We start from the raw sequence: 18,274 nt of genomic DNA on the forward strand, positions 1-18,274 counted from the left end.
ATGGAAACCGGCTTTTTTGGGCAGGATCATGTTCGATCAAAGAGACGCTCACTCAATGTAGTCGGAACCAGAGTTTCGACCCATTGCGAAGAATGTGCGCATCCGCTTGACGCGGGGGTGACCTAGTTTACCGGTGACCTTTTATCTCGCTGCACCATGTCGAGGATGGTTTGCAGCATTTGCGCCGCCTTCCGGTTGGTCAAATCTCCCTTGGAATGCGCTGCTATTCCTTGTTCCAGCATATCCGACGCCTTCTCAGTTGAGATAATTCCGCTCTCGATAAGACCCCAGAACGCGAACTGAGCCAGCGTGAATGCTGCGATTGCGGAACTTTCAGCTTCGATCTCAAGGTTTTCTTCTGCCATTTAAATCTCCTATGCTATGCGCTGAAGACGAAGGTTGAAATCTCATGCCCACCAACGGAAGCGGACTGAAGTTTTTCGTGCATGAGACGACGGCGTTGTAAGACGTGAGTTATGCGACGAAAGCTCCGACGGGTCACGCCTATCGAACAGCACATCATAACTTTCCCGAGGTCTCGTGTACTGGCAGAGTTTCATGGCAGTGTTGGTGTTCGGTGCCGGAACGCCAAAGCCGATGATAAGTGGGCTCACGAAACCACTCACCAGTGAAACACGGCATGGCGGCTGGATCGGGTTGCGGCATGGCTGTTCGTGCCCAGTGCCGCATGGGTCGCCTTCGCCTCGTTCCTCAACGCTTCTTCTTGCGCTGAACTGACCGAATGGGCCGAGTCATCACCGTCAACGATCGGATGCAGAGCGGCTATCGCTATCGGTTGATGGCACCATCCGGCCGTAATTTCGATCCTGCCTTCCGGCCCGAACTCACGCCGAAGCAGATGCTCGAACTCGGCGTGTTTTGCGGCAAATATCTGACCGATTGCCGGGACGAGTTTCCCGCGAACTGGTTCGCGCGGGCCAAGCTTTCACCCTCGGGCCGCGATTGTTCGCTCAATTATTTCGGCGTCGATGCCAGTCAGCCGCTTTCGGTCTGGCGAAGGAAAGGCTGGATTCATCCCGACGACCCGCGTGGTTGGTTCCAGTGGTATTGCCGCTATTACATCGGACGGCGCATGCCGGACGAGGACGCGCGCCAGATCGGCCGCTGGAAGGCGATGCGGCGGCATGTCTCTCAAGTCAGGAAGCATTGCGAGCCGGGCGATCCCATGTGCCGGCCGCGCCAACGGCAGGCGCTCTTGCATTGGGCCTATGACAGCCGGAAAATCTAGAAGGCATCCACACGGTTCTGCGCAACCGGCTTTATACCGGCTGGTTCGAATGGAACGTGCCGGTCTGAAAAATGGCTCCTGGGCTGGATTTTATTCCTTGTCCATCTCGGCAACGCCACGCCGAACTTGGTTCAGGCGACGGACGCTATCGACAAGAATGGATGTCGAGGAACGTTACTGAGCAGCTTCGGCTCGTACACAGGAAGGGCGCAGGGCCTTTCGTCGTCAGTGATGCGAAAGGTGCGCCGGTCGCTTCCGTGCCTTGCCGAGACGATCTTCAAGGCGTTTGTTTCGCCCATAATCACCTGACCTCGGATGAAGCCCGGCGCATTGCGAATGGCGGATCGGTTGATATGAATCAATTTGGACGGCGACCAACAGGCAAATAATCAGTCCCTCGAAGTCGTGAATGGCGTTCAAGTATGTATCTAAAGGGTGCGATCCTAATCTTAGGAGGCCCAAAGTCATGTTACTTAATCGGGTTCTCGTTGCTGGAGGTCTAGTCGCGGTCTTTCTGGTTTTCACCCTAAGTATGGCTTACCGATGAAAGCCCCGCGGCTATTGATCTAAAAGCATCGTCGAGCGACGGATCCGTCCGCTGCTGACGGCCGTCATCTAACAATCGCTGTCCGACGTCCTTCCATTTAGGGCACGGGCCATATCGGCGCCGGCGTGGCTGGCGGAACGTTTCTGGGCCGCGTGGTTTATCCAGCCGATGCAATTCGAGGAATGGTATCATGAAAAAGCGGGAACCATTTCCGGACGACGTGTTGGAGCGCGAAACGCGAGCTATCCAGGCCATTGATGCAGCCCACAAACTGCCTAGCGGTCCGGCGCGGATCGAGGCTCTTAAGGCGGCGGCAAAACTTCGTCCCGGTGATGCGGGATCTCCGGCGACCGGAACAAGCTGAATCTGTTTGGCCAGCTAATGGATCGACCGGGCGATATGGTTTTCCGGTTGCTTATTTGTGCGTTGCCGCGGTCATCCACGCCGCTCGTTTTTGCACGCACGAGCCTCGCCTGTCTATGCGGCTGGCTAAGGGCAGCCAATACAAAACCCCGTCAGACGACGACAGCCACGCGCTGGCCGGTGCAGCTCATGCGGCGCTGAGGATCTAAGCGGGAACGCTGAGACTGAGATGGGCCCGCGAAAAGGCCCGCCGGAGTTGTAGGGTGACAGCGGGCCAATTCGGGTTCGGGGATCATGAAGCTGTGGGTCAACCCGTTCCAGTGATTTAATACAGCCGAAGGAAAGTTGTTCCCCGGGTTTGATCCTGGATGTGGGGTTGACGACGATGTGACTGCCGCATTGCGCTGGATCAAATAATGCGCCTGAAAGTGATGATTGAATAATGCTTACGCTACGGGCCCGCCTGGGCCCTGTTTCTCCTCTGGACTGACCCGGCTGCCTTAACCAGCGGCCGGGTCTTTTTGCTTTTACCGATCCCTCGCCAGTTTCCGCTTTCCCAATTGCGCCCCTTCTTACCTTCCGGGTTTACAGATCGGCGGCGGCTTCTCGCCAGAGTGACGATTCTCAATCTCGCGATCTTCGTTGATCATGCTTCGAGGCGCCTGCGCCATCTAAGGACGAGAAGGTCTAGTATCTAGCGCAACATCGAATCTAAGCCGATCCAGCATTTGCCGAATGTTAGGGCAGATAGCGCCGCTGCTGTGTTTGCATTTTAGCGCCATCTCCTCTTGTGAAAACGAGAAGGATTTTTCCGATCCGCTGCCCTCAACGTGGGCTTCGATGCCGCATTCGGGACATTTGATTGTGTCGGTGTCGCTTTGCATTTTTACATCCGAGAACAAAGAGTCGAGCCACAACTAGAAATCAATTCCTTCGCGGTCGGCAACTGCAAGCCATGCCGTTTTGCCTTCAGGGCGATTTTACAGACAGGCATTGGGGCCTTGGATACTGATCCACACTGACCACGTAGCCTCTGGCTAAGAGCCGTTTAAGTGTATCATAGCCGGCTCCCTTCACGGTCAGGCTGATGCCGCTCTTGCTTCGGTAACAATCGGCTAGAAGACGAGCACTGTGGCCGCGAACCCGACGCCGAACCTGACGTCGACGATGAACACAGTCTCGGCTGGCGCATGGGTAACGTCCAAGAGGGCGGTAGTTGGAGCGTCGTCACCGACCTTGAGGAAGGCATCGGCGCTGTCCGAAAGAGGCGGGCTGCGTCGCTGACGGGTGGGAAGGTACTGCGCTGGTGCGAGGTGCTGGCGTAGTACGAGTCACGCGCGAAGGCTCGCTGCGGAAACGTGGCGGGCTGCTTCCAAAAGTGGGGAGAGATGGCGCGGAAGGCTGTTTTGATCTTATGAAAAGAACAACAAAATCAGCCACTTTTCGCTGAAATAATGGCTCCCCGGGCTGGATTCGAACCAGCGACCATTCGATTAACAGTCACTACATATTCCATTTCGCCGCTTTGCATTCCGTTTCATGGATGCCGATAAGCACCTTACTTCATTGACTTTTCGACGCTCGCTTCTAGCGTCGCATTTCAGTGGGCCATCAAAGCATTTCAAATTCATGGGGCCCCCAAGGGGCCCCGACATGCCAAAGACCGACCATCGGAAGAACCTCACCCCGACGCTCATTAAGGGTTTGAAGCCGGCATCCGAGGGCGATCGGTACCAGGTCATGGACGCTGTTGTGCCCAGCTTTGGCGTGCGTGTGACCGATCGTGGCACCAAGACCTTCATCATGAAAACGAGATTCCCAGGCTATGCCAACCCGGCCCGGCGTGAGATCGGCAGTTGCTCCACCATGACGCTCGCCGACGCCCGGCAGAAGGCTCGCAAGTGGCGCGAGCTGATCGACCAAGGCCTCGATCCCGCCGTCGAGGAGGAGAGGGCGCGACAGGAGGCCACCAGGCAGAGAGCCATCACGTTTGGTGCCGTCGCCAAGGATTTTATCACCCAGAAACTTCCCGGCGAGCGCAAGGGCAAAGATGTAGAGCGCGAGATTAAGCGCGATCTGCTGCCCCGATGGGAAAACCGGCCGATTTCATCGATCACCGATCTCGACGTCCTCGCGGTAATAAAGGCCAAGATACCGGACGGCAAAGTCGGGGCGCGCAACCTGCTTGCGCTGGTGAAGCGATTCTTTTTGTGGGTGGTCGCTCAACGCGAATACGGCGTGGCTATATCGCCATGCGTGATGCTGCGGACTTCGGCCATCTTCGGCGACGACCTGCCGGGACCGCGGGACCGGATTCTGACCGATGACGAGATATTTGCTTACTGGCGTGCCACCACCCATATGCCGAACCCGTATCAGGCGGTCTACCAGATGCTGATGCTGACTGCGCTTCGCCTGAACGAAGTCGCCGAGGCCTCATGGTCGGAGTTCGATATCCGCAACAGGCTGTGGGTGGTGCCGGCCGCGCGGATGAAAGGCAAGAATGCCGGTAAGAAGCAGGCGCGGCCGCACGCCGTGCCGTTGACGGACGGGGCGCTCTCGATCTTGGAGGGTCTTCCGCGATTCAGGGGCGGTGCCTACGTCTTCTCGACAACCCATGGGGCCACCGCAGTCTGGATGGGCACTAAGCCAAAAGAGCGGCTTGAGCGCCGTATGCTGCGCACGTTACGCGCACTGGCGAGGGTTCGGGGTGAAGACTATCGCTCCGTCGAGTTGCCGCACTTCGTGAATCACGATGTTAGGAGGACAGTCCGAAGCCAACTATCGCGCCTGCGAGTCGCTCAAGAGGTAGCCGAGGCCGTCCTTGCTCACGCGAGGCCGGGCATTAAGAAAGTCTACGACCAGCACGACTATGTCGATGAAAAGCGGGAGGCGCTTGAGATGTGGGCGGCACGCCTTCGTGAGATCGTGGTGCCGCCACCAGACAATGTAATAAAATTCGTTGCAGTGGCTTGACGAAGCAGGCTCCAACCATCATCCTTTGCGCACTGTAGCGACCTTGTTTTCGGCACGTTCGGTTAGAACGTGAAGTGCAGCACTCACCCGATTGTAAGTCCCGTGCGGCTGAATGCGGTGAGACTTCTACGCCAGGCGCGTAGGCTTGGGTACACCAACTCTTTAGCCCTTCGGGGTAAGCGCACACCGTCCGATTGTGGGGAGCGAACCGTCTCACTTGTTGAGGCCGGGCAGATTTCATGTGGAAACATGGATTCGCCTGGCTATTCGATACCAGCCACGGTGAACCCAAAATTGGAGTTCTGCCGATGGTCCAGCGCCTCATCCCCTACGAAGCCCTAAAAGCCAAGTGCATCAGCTATTCGAAGCCCCATCTTTGGCGTCTAGAAAAGGCGAATAAATTTCCAAAGCGAGTTTCGATCGGCGCTGGCCGCTACGGCTACGTCGAGGACGAAATAGACGCTTACATTGCGGAAAAAATTGCCGAACGCGACGCGCGGGGTGTTGCCGCGTGACGCGCTCCGTTGGCAGGGTGAAATTTTTCAAAGAAAAGTCTGGCTACGGCTTCATCGCCCCGGATGACGGCAGCGAGGATGTTTTCGTCCATCGCACCGCCTTGGCGTCCCGCTGTGCGGATAATGAGGCCCCGACGCTTGTCGAAGGCCAGCGCGTCTCGTTCGACGTGGTCGAAAGTGAGAAGGGCCTGAAGGCCATCAGCGTCGACATTGAACACGCATAACTGCCGGCGCGCGCTCAACCGCGAGGCTGCACCTATGTCAGCGATAATCGAAGGAGCCCACCCACCGAAATGAGAACGGGCCCGACCTCGGAAGGGTCAGGCCCGTGATTTGAAACGGCGCTGAACGGTTACGACGGCAGCGGCGCCCCACTTGAGCAATGAAGTGGACAGTCTACTGCGGGGTGCGATCACAGACAATAGCCCGGTCCGAAAGGTGCGAGGGCGATCGCCGGAGCGATGCAGAGCTTCGAGAAGTTGGCACCAAGGTGATCAGCAGCATCGCGAGGTCACTGCCCTAAGCGGCGGCAGGCTCCGGCAGGCAAGATCGCGACGGGCATAGGGACCATCCTGGCTATATGCCGGGGTGGTCGTCCTATGCCCGTCACAACGACATCACCAACAGGCAAGGACTGAAGAGAGGTAAAGAAGAGATGAGGCCGGCCAAGAATTCGGAGCGGGGCTGATCAAGTCGACGCAGACAACCAAACAGAGAGCGAGTTCACAATGAGCCTGATCGATGTTGCCAATCAACTCCCGACCGGTCGCGAAATCGCACAAGCGCGGCTGCCACAAACTTACATTAAGGCCAGAGCAGTCCTTCGAACCTGCGCCAGACAATTCACCCCCGAACGGTATGCCAAAGCCGTAATAGCTCTTGGAGACGCACTGTCCTTTGAAGGGGAGATCAGCACATGGCCTGAACGCGACCAGCTGGCCACCTATACCAAACTGGCAGATGATGATGAGCTGAGACGACTTGCAAATCGCATCGAACGGAAACGAGCGGCGTGGAAAGCGGGGGCCTAACGCAGACGCCTCCCCGAATAAAAATCCGAGCAGCTGAGCCCGCCGACGGACCGCGCCCGCCATTTCCCCCACGAAGGCTCCCTAAGCGCCTGCCACCCGCCAGCGCGACCCGCATCTGCGGTAGCCCTGTGGCGTGACAAGGCACTCTCTGTCCTACCGCAGCGTGCATAAATCAAGAATTGTGCACAAAATCATTGATATTGAATTTGCTGGGGTTATTCTGTGCAGAAATCAGGTGCGAAAGTGGAGGCACGCAATGGCGCTTCTTGGCTACGGAAGAGTATCGTCTGACGGCCAGTCCCTGACGGCGCAAGTTGCTGAACTCAAGGCCGCCGGCTGCAACGAGATTTTCCAGGAGAAGATCAGCGGCGCGAGGGCGGACCGAAAGCAACTGGCGCGCTTGCTCGGCCGGCTCGGCAAGGGCGATGTCCTGGTCGTCACTCGCCTAGATCGACTCGCGCGATCGACCAGGGATCTTCTCAATCTGCTGGGCGCCGTTGCCGACAAGGGCGCCGGGTTCAAATCACTGCGGGATACCTGGGCCGATACCACCACGCCGCATGGCAGGTTGATGCTGACGGTCCTGGGCGGGCTCGCCGAATTCGAGAAAGAGCTGATCCGCAGTCGCACCAGCGAGGGCCGTGAGCGTGCCGTTGCCAAAGGGGTAGTGATGGGGCGCAAGCCGAAACTGACGCACCACCAGCGCCAGGAAGCCATTGCGCGACGGGAGGCAGGCGAATCCCTGGTCGACATCGGCCGCAGTTACAACGTCAGCCACAGCACCATCAGCCGTCTATAGGGTAGCTTCGGTCGGCAGGACGCAGGTTTATGAGCACTAAGGTCCGTTGCCCGTTTTGCGGGAAGGATTGGAAGCACCCAGACGCTCCACTAGGCACCGAGTTTGTGCTGTGCTCGGAATGCCAGATGTTTTGGTTGCGGCACTACCTAAGGCGAATCAAATAGCGCCTTGCATCGTGGTTTCTTCCTCGCCGCTAGCCCCGAAGGCGTCTGGTCTTGCTTCCGGCGAGGACGGCTTGAGCGGTTGGCGGTGAATGCGCGAGAACGGCGCGGGCTTGTGATAGGCGCGCCGACGAAAAGCTTTTAGTTTCTAAAACCTTTGCCTGATCCGACTTCTTGCCACGGTGCGCTTTTTCAGCTTGCGGATAAATCATCGCGGTTGCCATTGCCCGCTGCGCGGCGGTCATGTGGCGGCGATTGACGTTGACCGAGAGAATGTAGGCCTTCTGATCCTGCCCGTTGATCCTCTGAAATTTCGGGTTCAACGCCGGCTTCGATCTCAAGCCGTCCCCATGCACGACTGATTATTGAAATGTTAGCCCGTTGCATGTACTGATTCTCACCAGATGTGCGCCCGATGTAGTGCGCACCCCGTCCCCGACACGCGCCGCTCGGGGGAGGCAGTGCCAGGCTCCAGTCCATTTTCAGGACGAAGATGCCTACCGCTGCCCGACGATCAACCCGCAAGACCGCTTCCGGAATCAGCCTGCCGCGATTTGATGCGCGTACGCGCTCGTCCCGGCGATACCGCGCGCTGCTCGAGGAGCTGGCGGCGGAAGTCGGCGGACCTCTTTCGGCGATCGACAAGGAGTTAGTGGCGCAAGCTGCCGCCCTGGCGCTTCGCAGCGAACAAATTCGCGAGGCCATCGTGGCCGGCGGACCCGTCGATGCCGACGAAGCAATCAGACTGACCAGCGAGTCCAGGCGCATTCTCCTTCGATTGAAGGCGAAAGCCACGAAGAACAAGCCGGCGGTTCCGTCTATTACAGAATGGCTCGCTTCGCAGGCTCCGCGGCCCGCAGAGGCTGCTGAATGAGCACCGCAGCCGGCCATTCAGCCCAGCCCATCGTGACCATCCTGGACGCGATGCGCCATCATGACCTGTTTGCCCGCTGGTTCAGGGATCCTGTTAGCTTCGCCTGTTGGTGCGTTCTCTTGTCGGCGCTGTTCGGCCTTCCCCTTGACCCCGCTCAGCTGGAGATATTCAAGACGTGCACCGGCCGCACCGCGCCGTTAGCCTCGGGCTACATCGAGGCCTGGCTGATCGTCGGGCGCCGCGGTGGCAAGTCTCTCATTCTCGCGTTGATCGCGGTTTATCTCGCCGTGTTCAAGGTATGGTCGGACCGCTTGGTTCCCGGTGAACGTGGCACCGTGCTCGTCATCGCCGCCGATCGTCGGCAGGCTCGCGTCATCTTCCGCTACATCACCGCGTTGATCACCGAGACGCCGATGATCGCCGCCATGGTCGTCGGCGAGATCACGCAAGATCGAATTGATCTCTGCAACGGCATCTCGATCGAGATCAGCACCGCGAATTTCCGCAGCGTCCGCGGTTACACGTTGGTCGCGGCCCTCTGTGACGAGATTGCGTTCTGGCAGGGCGATGACAGTGCCAGCCCTGATGTGGAGATCCTTGCCGCCCTCCGGCCCAGCATGACAACTATGTTGCCGGATGCCATGTTGTTGTGCGCGAGCAGCCCTTACGCCAAGCGCGGCGCGCTGTATGACGCATTCCGGAAATACTTCGGTCAGAATGATGTGCCGGTGCTGGTCTGGCGCGCCAGCACCACGACGATGAACCCTAGTGTGCCGGCGTCGGTCATCAGCGATGCCTATGACCGCGACCCGGCGAATGCCGCGGCGGAATTTGGCGCGGAATTCAGATCGGACATCGAGGCGTTTGTTTCGCGCGAAGCCGTCGAGGCCTGCGTCATCAAGCACCGCTACGAGCTACCCCCGACAAAGGAGCAAAGCTACGTCGCCTTCGTCGACCCGAGCGGCGGCAGTGCCGATTCCATGACCCTGGCGATCGCGCACCGCGAAGGTGACCGCGCCGTTCTGGACGCTGTCCGCGAAGCTAAGCCACCATTTTCACCCGAACAGGTCACGTCCGAGTTTGCGAAGCTGCTTAAGACCTACGGCATCAAAAAGGTTCAAGGCGACAAATATGCCGGGCTCTGGCCGCGGGAGCGCTTTGAAATTCACGGCATCACCTACGAGCCCAGCGCAAAGCCGAAATCCGACCTCTATTGCGAGATGCTCCCGCTGATCAACGGTGTTCGCGTCGATCTCCTGGATCATCCTAAGCTGATCTCTCAGATCTGCAGCCTTGAGCGTCGCACCGCGCGCAGCGGTAAGGATTCGATCGATGCCCTTGGTCATGAAGATATCGCCAACGCCGTAAGTGGCGCGGTGACGGGATTGATCCTGCATGACTGGTCTGGCGGCCGAGCCATGCTCGAGATCGCCCGCCAGGAGACGGCTGCGATGAAAGCCAATGGAACGTGGCCGCTGCCCCCCGACAACGACAAGCCGATGCCTATTGAACGCGAATGGGCTCGAGGATCCGTCGAGTGGCAACTTCAGCAAGAGGGCAAGCAAGGGCCTCCAGAGCAGAAGCAAATCCCCGCGCACCACATAGGTCGGACAGCATCTTTCGACGACGAAATGAACGAAAAATTCCGGTCGATGGGGATGATCGGGTGAAAGGACGCACAAAATGGCTCTGAATATCCGCATGTTGCCCCCGCCGGCGGTGATTAGTCAGACGATAGTCGTCAATGGCCGCAGCTATTCCGGTGCGCCCGGCGCGGTGATGGACATTCTCGATGCCGACGCCGTGATGTTGAGCGCAAACGGATGGGTTAAGGTCGCACTGTCGGGCCCGACCAGCGCACGGCCGTTGACCAGCCAAGCCACCGGGAGCCTCTACTTCGCAGCTCCGGGCTTGCAATTTTACGACACGAGCCTCGGCAAGATCGTCGTTTTTGATGGCGCCACCTGGCGCGATCCGGTCACGGGCGCGGCGGTCTAACCAGAGGAAACCCAAATGGCAACAGTCCACAAACTCGAAACGAAAGCTGCCGCGTCTCCGGCGCGCCAGCGCCTGCAAGACATTCTCGATCAACGCGCTCAGCACCAACGAAAGATCCAGGAAGCGAAGGCTGCCTATGATCGACTCACGAGCGTTATTGAGATCGCAGTCGAAACCCGCACGGCCCTGACGGAATTTGATGACAGATCAGCGGAAGATACCGCGGCGTGGGCCCGGTCACCTCTGAGAGGGGAAATGCCGAGCGTAGATTCCAACGCCCGCCAAAAGCTTCTCACTGATCATACTATTGCGCAAGAGAATGCGGACGCGGCACTCGCGGCCAGAAAGCAGTTCGAGCAGGCCATGCACGCCGAGAGCTTGGCGATTGAGGCCTTGAAGATCCCGGAGCAGCACGCCGTCGCCGACATCCTGATTGAGGAAGCCACGGGACCCGCTCTCGACGAACTTCGACGGGCGGTCATCTTCGCGGTCGAAAAACAAACTCGGGTGAAGGCGTGCTTTGACGCCCTGGTGACGATCGCCCATAGCGGCGATGCCGAGGCGATGAAGCCGGTATTTGCTAAGCTGCAACCGTTTTCCGAGGCCCTGCAACTTGCAGCCGCTCCGCCGGCACCCGACCATACTCCGCATCGTTCCGCCTGGCTCAAACTGGCCGCGGACCTGCCAAACAATCCTAACGCAACGCTCACGATATCGGCCGGCTAACATAGAAGGAATCTCGCCGTGCATTTTTATGGCTCAATCCAAAAGGTCGACACCGAGCAGCGCATGGTCTGGGGCTATGCCTCCACGGAAGCCACCGACGCGCACGGCGAGACCGTGACCAAGGCCGCGGTCGAAGCCGCGCTCAATGATTATCTCGAGTTCGCCAATATTCGGGAAATGCACCAGCTCTCTGCTGTCGGCACCACCGAAGAGGCCAGCGTTGACGACAAGGGCCTCTACATCGGCGCGAAGATCGTCGACGACGTCGCCTGGGAGAAGGTGACCAGCGGCGTCTACAAGGGGTTCTCGATCGGCGGCAAGACGCTGGCCCGCGACCCCGACAACAAGAAAATCATAACGAAAATTCTGTTGACCGAGATCAGTCTGGTCGACAGGCCGTCAAATCCGGAGGCGAGATTTGACGTTTACAAAGCCGCCATAGCCAAAGCAAACGCTGCGCTTGACAACATTGATCGATCCCTTGATCGAGTCCTTCAGCCGAAAGGCGCCGACATCATCGCGAAAGCTCTTCAGGAGAGAGACAACAGAATAGAGCAGTTAGAAAAACGGATTGTCGAGCTGCTCGCCGAGCCCATGCCGCCGAAGACTGCTGGTGCCTTTGGCTTTGTTGCGGTGTCCAAGGAAGCCGACGTCAGCGGGACGCTCGAAAAGAAGGGGCCGACGCAGGACGACATCACCAAGGCGCTGTCCGAAATGCCAAACGAAGACCGCGCATTGCTGCTGATCAAGGCCGCACAGGCCCTGCCGCGGCCGGTGACCATGTCGAGACCCGCAGAATGACGCCGATCGCTCGCATAGAGCACGCCATCGATCGGATCGAAACCGCGCTTGCCGTTACTGGATCGTACTGGGACGAAAACACGATGCCCGACGACGGCTATTGCTTGGATCCTGAGTTCATCGATCGGAGCGTCGCCTTGGCCGCCGACTTAGCTCTGATTTTCGTCGGTGCGTCTCACGACCAAATGCTGCAGCACCTCGTCACCGTTCGCGAACGAATGAAGATGCGACTCGCGGGCTCGCTCGGTGTCGAGGTCGCCGCGTTTGTCGCGGAGTCGTTCGTCGCGACCGTCGCCCGGTGCAAAAACGAAATTGAAAAGGCCACTGTCGCAAACTCGGGGACGATTCAATGATCACGTCATTCGAAGTCGGCGCGGTTTTCAAAATCGTCAACCAGGCCTCGCCGGCGCTCGCCCAGATCCTTCGGCAGATCCGCGAGCTCAACCTCGCGGTCGACAAGGCGCGCAAGAACCTCGCCCTAATCACGAGGCCCATCGGCATGGGAGCAGCGATCGGCGAGACCAACCGCCTGGCCGGTGCCTGGGGTGACGTTGCGGCAAACGCAACCGCGGCTCGGACCGCAATCCGTAACGCATCGGCCGCGAATGCCAGGGCGGCGTTAGCTCTGCCCGCCGGCTTCCCGGGCGGTGGCGGTCGTGGCGGACGAGGTCAGCCGGGATGGTTGCGTGGTGGCGGCGGCGCCCACATTTCTGGCCCTGGCATGTCCATCCCTGGCGGCAGCCATGTTCGCTTCGGCGGGGCGGCGATGCAGGTGCCGGCCTGCTCGGATATGGCGCCTATCAGGCGGCGGAGATGGAAGACGCGGTCCTCCAGTTGATCTACCACTCCGGCGTGGCGTCCAACGACGCCAACCGCTCCAAGTTTCGCAAGATCTTGCAGGACTCGATGTCGGAGAGCGGCTATTCGCTGCACGATATTTCGGAGTCGGCCAAGCAAGAAATCCGGATGTTCCAAGGCACCCAAGGCGGGGGCATTGATGTCCTGCCGGAGATGCTGCGCGCGGCGACGATCGAAGCCCGCTTGAAGGGCGAAAGCCCCGAAAGCTCGATGAAGGCGCTGATCGGCTTGGCACATATGCTGCCAAAGTACGGTCCGTCCGACATCAAGAAACTGGCGCCAGCGTTCGCGTTCCTGTCGACCGCCAATCCTGGCTCGCTGTCCTCGATTGAGCGCGCCGCCGGCTATGCGGTGCCGCTGCTGCGGGCTGGCCTCGAGATCGACCCGATGCAGTCCTTGCTGCTTGGCACCGCACTGACGCGCGCCGGTGCCACGTCGACAAAGTCCGGCACCTGGCTGCGCGAGATGGCGCTGCGGGCGATGCCGGGCACGTCGATGATGTCGAAGATGGCCTTCAAAAAGCACGAAGAGGCTTTGGCGGCGTTCGGCCTGGTCGACAAAAATCACCAGCCGACCTGGTTCACAGACGGCAAGCCTGACATCTTCAAGATGCTGGAGATTGCTGGCGGTCGCGCGAAAGAGATTCCGGTTGAGAAGCGCGCCGCCTATGAGCGGCAATTGTTCGGTGCGCAAGGCGGCGGCGGGTTCGCGCTGTTGGCCGATCCGGCGGTGCGAGAGCAGGTGCAGACGCTGATGAAGGAAATGAACTCGCCAGAGTTCAAGAATCGCTACGCCGGGTTCGCCGAGAATTATAAGGCCGGCTCGACCGTGCAGCAGGCGCGGACCGCAATGGCCGACTTCAACATCACCGCGATGGAGCTGGGCAAGGATACGTTGCCATCCGTGAATGTTGCGCTCCACGGTTTCAAGCGTGTCATGGATGGCATCCGCGACGTTTTGCCCGGGGTCAAAAATGACGGCAAGGTCGGCGGCTCCGCGATTCTAGGTGCGGTGGCAGGTGCGGGTACTGGGTTCACCATCGGGAAATTCGGCGGGCCGGCCGGGGCACTCAGCGGCGCGGTTGCCGGCGGCGTGCTCGGAGGCGCGTACGGCGTTGCCGAGCAATACATCGACAGCCACAAGAAACCCGCGAACGGGCCGCTCGCAACGGGCTTGATGGGCAGCGTCGCTTTGCTCGCGCAATACGCCCAGACCACAAACCAGGTCTGGACTGCGGCGCTGCAGTTGCTTAAAAGCCAGGTCGGCGAAAAGCACGAGACGTTTGGCGAACGCTATGAGCGGCGGGTCGGCAAGCACGCCGCCAACGAAGCTCCGCAAGCCAAGCTGGCACCGCTCGCGCTGACGATCAATCTCGACGGCCGTACGCTGGCCCAGGCGATGAGTAATTCCTGGTATTCCTTCCCGACGCAGGCGCCGGCCGCCGATGGGTCGACGAGATTCTTCTCAGGCGATCACAACACCACGGACAAGTAAGCATGGCCGACGTTCTGACGCTGGGTGGCATCACCTTCGATGATTTCTCGACGCCCGGCGACATGATGGGCGGCGGAGATAAAGAAGCGAGCTTTTCCCTGCCGCTGACAAAGTTTTAACGGGGGCCGATGTCGCGGGCCCGAGCGGCGGAGGTACCCGCCGGGCTCGCGACCGACTTTGGGGATCGTGATGGGCAAAAGGAAAATCGTCGACGATGACGACGATGACAGGGCTGTCCCGCGCGGCCGTCCGCGCGCCCCGGAGGAGTTCGGTCCGCCGAAGCCGGAGCCCCATCAGCGCAAAGAATTTGTGACGCGGTTACAATCTATTCTGGACGCTCTGGAGATTCCCGATCTCGGCCGAGACGAGCGCATATACCTTCAGCGCATACTTTGGCGCGCGGACCTGCTTTGCAGCTTTGATCCGGGGCGCTTTTCCATCCGCGGCGTGGATCGAGTCATACTGCTCTTGCGCTCGATCGCCGAGACGACGAACGGTCCGGAAGCGTTGACGCTGCCGATCATGAGGGCGGTCTCATTTTGCCTTCATGATGGATGGACCAATCGCGGCTTGGCCTGGCTCGAGGCGTTGGATCGCGTGCCGCTCTTGGAAATCTTGCGGACGCTGAACGATCTTGGCCTGCAGGATCATCTCGAAGACGCGCTCCGGTGGAGGCTAACCCAAATCCTCGGATCGCCGTTTGCCCCACAACCGGTCAAACTGAAAAAACGCGCGCCCAAGATGGTGAAGCCGCCGACAGTGTCACAGGCCACGTGGGACGAGGTTATGGAAATGAAAAAGGCCGATCGGCGGCGCCGAGAGAAAATCCGCGCGCAGCGGATGGCCGCGTAGCTCCGCCAAAACCATGGAAGCAACTGCTCGTGAAGACGCTGGAGCGCCGCATCCTCGCCGGCGAGCGCATTACGGCGCCCGAGATCCGGGCAGCCCGCGGGGCGCTCAAGGCCGGCAGGCCACATCACCTAATCAGCGGGCGCCGCGGATGGCGGGACCATTCGTACAGGCAATGCCTTGGGTGAGTTAGGTTCTTGGCGCGAGGAAGCCAACAGTGGACTAGAGAGAAGCCGCCGCCACAATAAATCCGGACCCGACGAGTAATGCTAAAAACCCGAAACTACCTAAGAAAAACAATAAGTTGTCGCTCTGTTCCTGAGGCATTGGGCCATCTTCATTCATGATGATCATCCTATTTCTAGGGTTTAGTTGAAGCCGGCAAAATTCCTTGCGGCAGTTTAGTGTGACTCGATTGGACGCCGTTCTAGCAGCCGGGCTGGGTGAGCCCGCCGAGAGATCACCAAGGGGAGCGGGATGTCCCCGTTCGAGCGGCTTAACTCTCTCAATCGAAAGTTGTTCCTTCATAGAAAAGCCCGCGCCGAGCGAAAACGGGCTGAGCAGATGTCAAGGGGCCCGGAAGCGCTCCGGGTCTATATGAAAATGGCCTCGATCGGCTCTGATGGACTGAGGGTCAAATCCCCTGTGTCGCCGAGGTTAATTACACACCGTCTGCAATTTGCAGTCTCCGCTTGCGTCGCACACCCTGGCTTGCCGGCACAAGCTTGAACCAAAAGGCGGGATCCTGGGCGTTGCGAATGGTGCAATGGACGGTGGCCCGAGCGGGCAAAAAGTCTCCGGGCAAACAGGCGCAACATCGAGATTAGGGCAGTGTGGCTGCATGCGGCCATTTATACACTCGCATGAACAGTCCGCGTGAGCCGCTTGGCAAGCAAAAAGAGTGGCAAACACCAAAGCGGCCCTAATAGTCATAGTGGTTCCTCAGTGACCTTGCTGTCCGGGCAGCAGCTACGGCGGCTTTCTATTTATGATCTGGCAAACGACCATCTAGCCAATCTTGCTCCTCGGCAAGTGCGAGCCAGGCATCCTGCATGCGTCTGTAGCGGTTCTTCGACGGCAAATCCTTCGCCTCATCGGCGAGTTCACCGCAATTGCGAGCCTTCGCACAACGCCGAGATGTGGAACACGTCCTAACCGCCGCTGTCGGGCTGAAGGATAGAAAGCGGGCTTGGCTCGCTCGATGAAGGCGCCAAAGCGTCTTACGAAGTGGTGGCGTACCGCGGCAAGGAAAGCGCTGGGAACCTTCGGGTCGGCTGATCGTTGACCCAGTGAGCCGAGCCGGATGTACGCTTGCTCTCGATGTGGATGGCCCGCAGCAATGCTCCGGGCCATTTGCGTTTGCGGACTGCCGCCACACCTAGGGCTGGAGAGCCCTTGTGGGCTGCCATAGGCGAACTAGGTTTTGCGGGCCATGAGCATCTTTTACGTGCGGAATTCCGACGACAATCAGCGGCTTCGTCTCTATCTGGTTCTGTTCGCGGAATATGACGGCGAGGCCGAGGACGGTTGGACGCGCTACCGGTGCGAACCTGAACATGAGAAGGCGTTCGAGGAGTACACGAGGCGCAAGCAGGTGCGTTGGGGTTGATCGCTCCGGCTTACGCGGCGATATCGGTCCAGAACCATTTTTTAATGGTTGCGCCGGGTCTATTTGCAAGACCGGATTCGTTCTTTGAGAACGGAATAAAATCAAACTAGGAACGGGCATCCCGCAGTTTGAATCTTCGGCTAGCAAAAAGGCCCGCCAATCGAGCCTGGCGGGCCTGATCGGGTTCGGGAGCCAGGTGCGGTAATAATCCCGTCCCGGCCATCCAATGCGGAGCGCGGGAGAGCGTTCCTAACCGCTCCGGCGGGATTTTCTATTATGGGCATGGAGAGCGGATTCCATGGCTCGAACATCGGTCTACGGCTTGGAAGCCGCCGCTCTACCACTGAGCTAGATTCGCGTATCTGACCTGTACATGAGCGTCCTGGCCCGGGCCGGATGCAGAATTAAGGTTACATTGAACGGCCGCTGGACCCACCGGGAATACCTCGGAATATGTGTGCGGCCCGGTGGCGGAATGGCTACGCGGGGGCGTCGCAAGCGCTTCACATCCTGGTTCGAGTCCAGGCTGGGCCTCTATTCCGGGCGGCCAATCGCCGAATATCCTGATTCCGTCAGGATAAGCTTATCGTCATCCACAGTGACCAAACCGAGCTCTGCAAGCGACCTCAAATCATCGCTCGAAGACGCGAGCAGCTTTAAGCGACCCGCTCGAATGTCTCGCAACACCCAGCGAAGCCTAATCGCGATATCTATGGGGAGATCGTGAAGAGATTTCGGCTCCGCTGGTTGGCCTTTGCCTTCATCATCACTCATCGCTTCCTCTTGCGCCTCCCCGGCAGCGCCTTGTCTACGAGCGTTGAGATCATCTCGAAGTTCTTCCGCAGCGCTTCTACATCTTCGCTGTCCCTTGCGGCCTGCGCCAGCGTCTTGATGTTCTTCATAGCTGCGACCAGATTGATCACCTGCTTCTGCATGGCGGGGTCGCCGACGTCGCCTCCATCGCTTTGGCCCATTGCGTCCGGCTGCCTCGGTTCCAAACGCAGCGCTGGCGGGGTTTCCATGTTCTGTGCGGAAACGCTGCTTTGATGAGGAGCGCATATTCCGCGCATAACACGCTGTTTTACGTATGGAGGAACGAGGCTGGTGTCGCCGTTCGTCTTGAGCCACTGATTGAAAACATCGGCATACTCAGCAGCGATCTTTTCTTCAGCGGCATAGCAGGCCTGTAAGTCATCATAGACCAGATTTGTTTGAATTGGCGTCGTCCCCATCGCCATCATGACCAATGCCCATTTCATCGCTGGGCTTCCTCCCTATCAACGCTTCAGCGCCCTGCATCCGGCGGCTTCAGCTTCTTGCTCAGAGCAGAACCAACGCCCGGGCTATTTAGGCGCCAAGGTATCAAAACCCGCCGCGAAGCGGGATTGAAATTAACCATTCACCTTCAGCCCGAGCTCGACGAG

At 59.1% G+C, this 18,274-nt stretch carries 23 protein-coding genes and 1 tRNA gene; 20 read left to right on the forward strand and 4 right to left on the reverse strand.

Translation table 11 applies throughout. The features are described 5' to 3' along the window. Nucleotides 1–122: 122 nt before the first annotated feature. Nucleotides 123–365, reverse strand: a complete 243-nt coding sequence (locus ACZ5IL_RS12485) for a hypothetical protein (RefSeq protein ID WP_425904612.1) — start codon at nt 363–365, stop codon at nt 123–125. Between the two features lie 309 nt (nt 366–674). Here ACZ5IL_RS12485 and ACZ5IL_RS12490 point away from each other — a divergent pair, with 309 nt between their 5' ends. The 9 genes from ACZ5IL_RS12490 (at nt 675) to ACZ5IL_RS12530 (ending at nt 7,480) form a co-directional block, all read left to right on the forward strand. Continuing rightward, nucleotides 675–800 (forward strand): hypothetical protein, encoded by a 126-nt coding sequence (locus ACZ5IL_RS12490; RefSeq protein WP_464591861.1) that lies wholly within the window; start codon nt 675–677, stop codon nt 798–800. Beyond that, on the forward strand, nt 743–1,249 hold the full coding sequence (locus ACZ5IL_RS12495) for a hypothetical protein (RefSeq protein WP_309775845.1): 507 nt from the start codon (nt 743–745) through the stop codon (nt 1,247–1,249). Before ACZ5IL_RS12490 ends, ACZ5IL_RS12495 begins: the two co-directional genes overlap by 58 nt. A 737-nt stretch (nt 1,250–1,986) precedes the next feature. Then, nucleotides 1,987–2,160, forward strand: a complete 174-nt coding sequence (locus tag ACZ5IL_RS12500) for a hypothetical protein (protein ID WP_464591864.1) — start codon at nt 1,987–1,989, stop codon at nt 2,158–2,160. 1,189 nt (nt 2,161–3,349) lie between these two features. Continuing rightward, entirely contained in the window at nt 3,350–3,484 is a 135-nt protein-coding gene (locus ACZ5IL_RS12505; RefSeq protein ID WP_464591866.1) for a hypothetical protein, read from the forward strand. A gap of 328 nt (nt 3,485–3,812) precedes the next feature. Beyond that, the gene (locus tag ACZ5IL_RS12510) at nt 3,813–5,135 is read left to right on the forward strand and encodes a tyrosine-type recombinase/integrase (RefSeq protein ID WP_464591868.1); all 1,323 of its coding nucleotides are present in this window, start codon (nt 3,813–3,815) and stop codon (nt 5,133–5,135) included. Nucleotides 5,136–5,443: 308 nt separating this feature from the next. Then, complete coding sequence (locus ACZ5IL_RS12515; protein WP_464591870.1) at nt 5,444–5,650, forward strand: helix-turn-helix transcriptional regulator; 207 nt, start codon at nt 5,444–5,446, stop codon at nt 5,648–5,650. 17 nt (nt 5,651–5,667) lie between these two features. Continuing rightward, nucleotides 5,668–5,874, forward strand: a complete 207-nt coding sequence (locus ACZ5IL_RS12520) for a cold-shock protein (RefSeq protein WP_464591872.1) — start codon at nt 5,668–5,670, stop codon at nt 5,872–5,874. Nucleotides 5,875–6,378: 504 nt separating this feature from the next. Next, nucleotides 6,379–6,681 (forward strand): hypothetical protein, encoded by a 303-nt coding sequence (locus ACZ5IL_RS12525; RefSeq protein WP_464591874.1) that lies wholly within the window; start codon nt 6,379–6,381, stop codon nt 6,679–6,681. A gap of 256 nt (nt 6,682–6,937) precedes the next feature. Beyond that, on the forward strand, nt 6,938–7,480 hold the full coding sequence (locus tag ACZ5IL_RS12530; RefSeq protein ID WP_464591876.1) for a recombinase family protein: 543 nt from the start codon (nt 6,938–6,940) through the stop codon (nt 7,478–7,480). A gap of 193 nt (nt 7,481–7,673) precedes the next feature. On the opposite strand, the gene ACZ5IL_RS12535 is transcribed toward ACZ5IL_RS12530, so the two are convergent. Next, nucleotides 7,674–7,982 carry a hypothetical protein gene (locus tag ACZ5IL_RS12535; protein ID WP_464591878.1) on the reverse strand — a complete coding sequence of 103 codons (309 nt, stop codon included), beginning with the start codon at nt 7,980–7,982 and terminating at the stop codon, nt 7,674–7,676. Nucleotides 7,983–8,134: 152 nt separating this feature from the next. Between ACZ5IL_RS12535 and ACZ5IL_RS12540 the strand changes: the two genes are divergently transcribed. The 11 genes from ACZ5IL_RS12540 (at nt 8,135) to ACZ5IL_RS12590 (ending at nt 17,384) form a co-directional block, all read left to right on the forward strand. Then, entirely contained in the window at nt 8,135–8,515 is a 381-nt protein-coding gene (locus tag ACZ5IL_RS12540; RefSeq protein ID WP_464591880.1) for a hypothetical protein, read from the forward strand. Beyond that, nucleotides 8,512–10,185 carry a hypothetical protein gene (locus ACZ5IL_RS12545; RefSeq protein WP_464591882.1) on the forward strand — a complete coding sequence of 558 codons (1,674 nt, stop codon included), beginning with the start codon at nt 8,512–8,514 and terminating at the stop codon, nt 10,183–10,185. The genes ACZ5IL_RS12540 and ACZ5IL_RS12545 overlap by 4 nt, the downstream gene beginning before the upstream one ends. A 13-nt stretch (nt 10,186–10,198) precedes the next feature. Then, nucleotides 10,199–10,513, forward strand: coding sequence for a hypothetical protein (locus tag ACZ5IL_RS12550; protein ID WP_464591751.1), 315 nt, complete (start codon nt 10,199–10,201; stop codon nt 10,511–10,513). 15 nt (nt 10,514–10,528) lie between these two features. Next, entirely contained in the window at nt 10,529–11,239 is a 711-nt protein-coding gene (locus tag ACZ5IL_RS12555; RefSeq protein ID WP_464591753.1) for a hypothetical protein, read from the forward strand. 18 nt (nt 11,240–11,257) lie between these two features. Continuing rightward, a complete protein-coding gene (locus ACZ5IL_RS12560; protein ID WP_464591754.1) occupies nt 11,258–12,040 on the forward strand; it encodes an HK97 family phage prohead protease in 783 nt (260 codons plus the stop codon). After that, nucleotides 12,037–12,393: a hypothetical protein gene (locus ACZ5IL_RS12565; RefSeq protein ID WP_464591756.1), complete on the forward strand. Its 357-nt coding sequence runs from the start codon at nt 12,037–12,039 to the stop codon at nt 12,391–12,393. The genes ACZ5IL_RS12560 and ACZ5IL_RS12565 overlap by 4 nt, the downstream gene beginning before the upstream one ends. Next, nucleotides 12,390–12,878, forward strand: coding sequence for a hypothetical protein (locus ACZ5IL_RS12570; protein ID WP_464591758.1), 489 nt, complete (start codon nt 12,390–12,392; stop codon nt 12,876–12,878). The genes ACZ5IL_RS12565 and ACZ5IL_RS12570 overlap by 4 nt, the downstream gene beginning before the upstream one ends. Next, nucleotides 12,854–14,392 (forward strand): hypothetical protein, encoded by a 1,539-nt coding sequence (locus ACZ5IL_RS12575; protein WP_464591884.1) that lies wholly within the window; start codon nt 12,854–12,856, stop codon nt 14,390–14,392. Before ACZ5IL_RS12570 ends, ACZ5IL_RS12575 begins: the two co-directional genes overlap by 25 nt. 189 nt (nt 14,393–14,581) lie before the next feature. Beyond that, nucleotides 14,582–15,244 (forward strand): hypothetical protein, encoded by a 663-nt coding sequence (locus ACZ5IL_RS12580; protein WP_464591886.1) that lies wholly within the window; start codon nt 14,582–14,584, stop codon nt 15,242–15,244. A 1,429-nt stretch (nt 15,245–16,673) separates the two neighbouring features. Further along, nucleotides 16,674–16,850: a hypothetical protein gene (locus tag ACZ5IL_RS12585; protein WP_464591888.1), complete on the forward strand. Its 177-nt coding sequence runs from the start codon at nt 16,674–16,676 to the stop codon at nt 16,848–16,850. Nucleotides 16,851–17,311: 461 nt separating this feature from the next. Next, nucleotides 17,312–17,384: transfer RNA gene (locus tag ACZ5IL_RS12590), tRNA-Ala, on the forward strand. On the opposite strand, the gene ACZ5IL_RS12595 is transcribed toward ACZ5IL_RS12590, so the two are convergent. Beyond that, complete coding sequence (locus tag ACZ5IL_RS12595; protein ID WP_464591890.1) at nt 17,385–17,624, reverse strand: hypothetical protein; 240 nt, start codon at nt 17,622–17,624, stop codon at nt 17,385–17,387. Beyond that, nucleotides 17,621–18,097 (reverse strand): hypothetical protein, encoded by a 477-nt coding sequence (locus ACZ5IL_RS12600; RefSeq protein WP_464591892.1) that lies wholly within the window; start codon nt 18,095–18,097, stop codon nt 17,621–17,623. Before ACZ5IL_RS12600 ends, ACZ5IL_RS12595 begins: the two co-directional genes overlap by 4 nt. Nucleotides 18,098–18,274 lie beyond the last annotated feature (177 nt).

It is taken from the genome of Nitrobacter sp. CN101 (assembly GCF_055390255.1).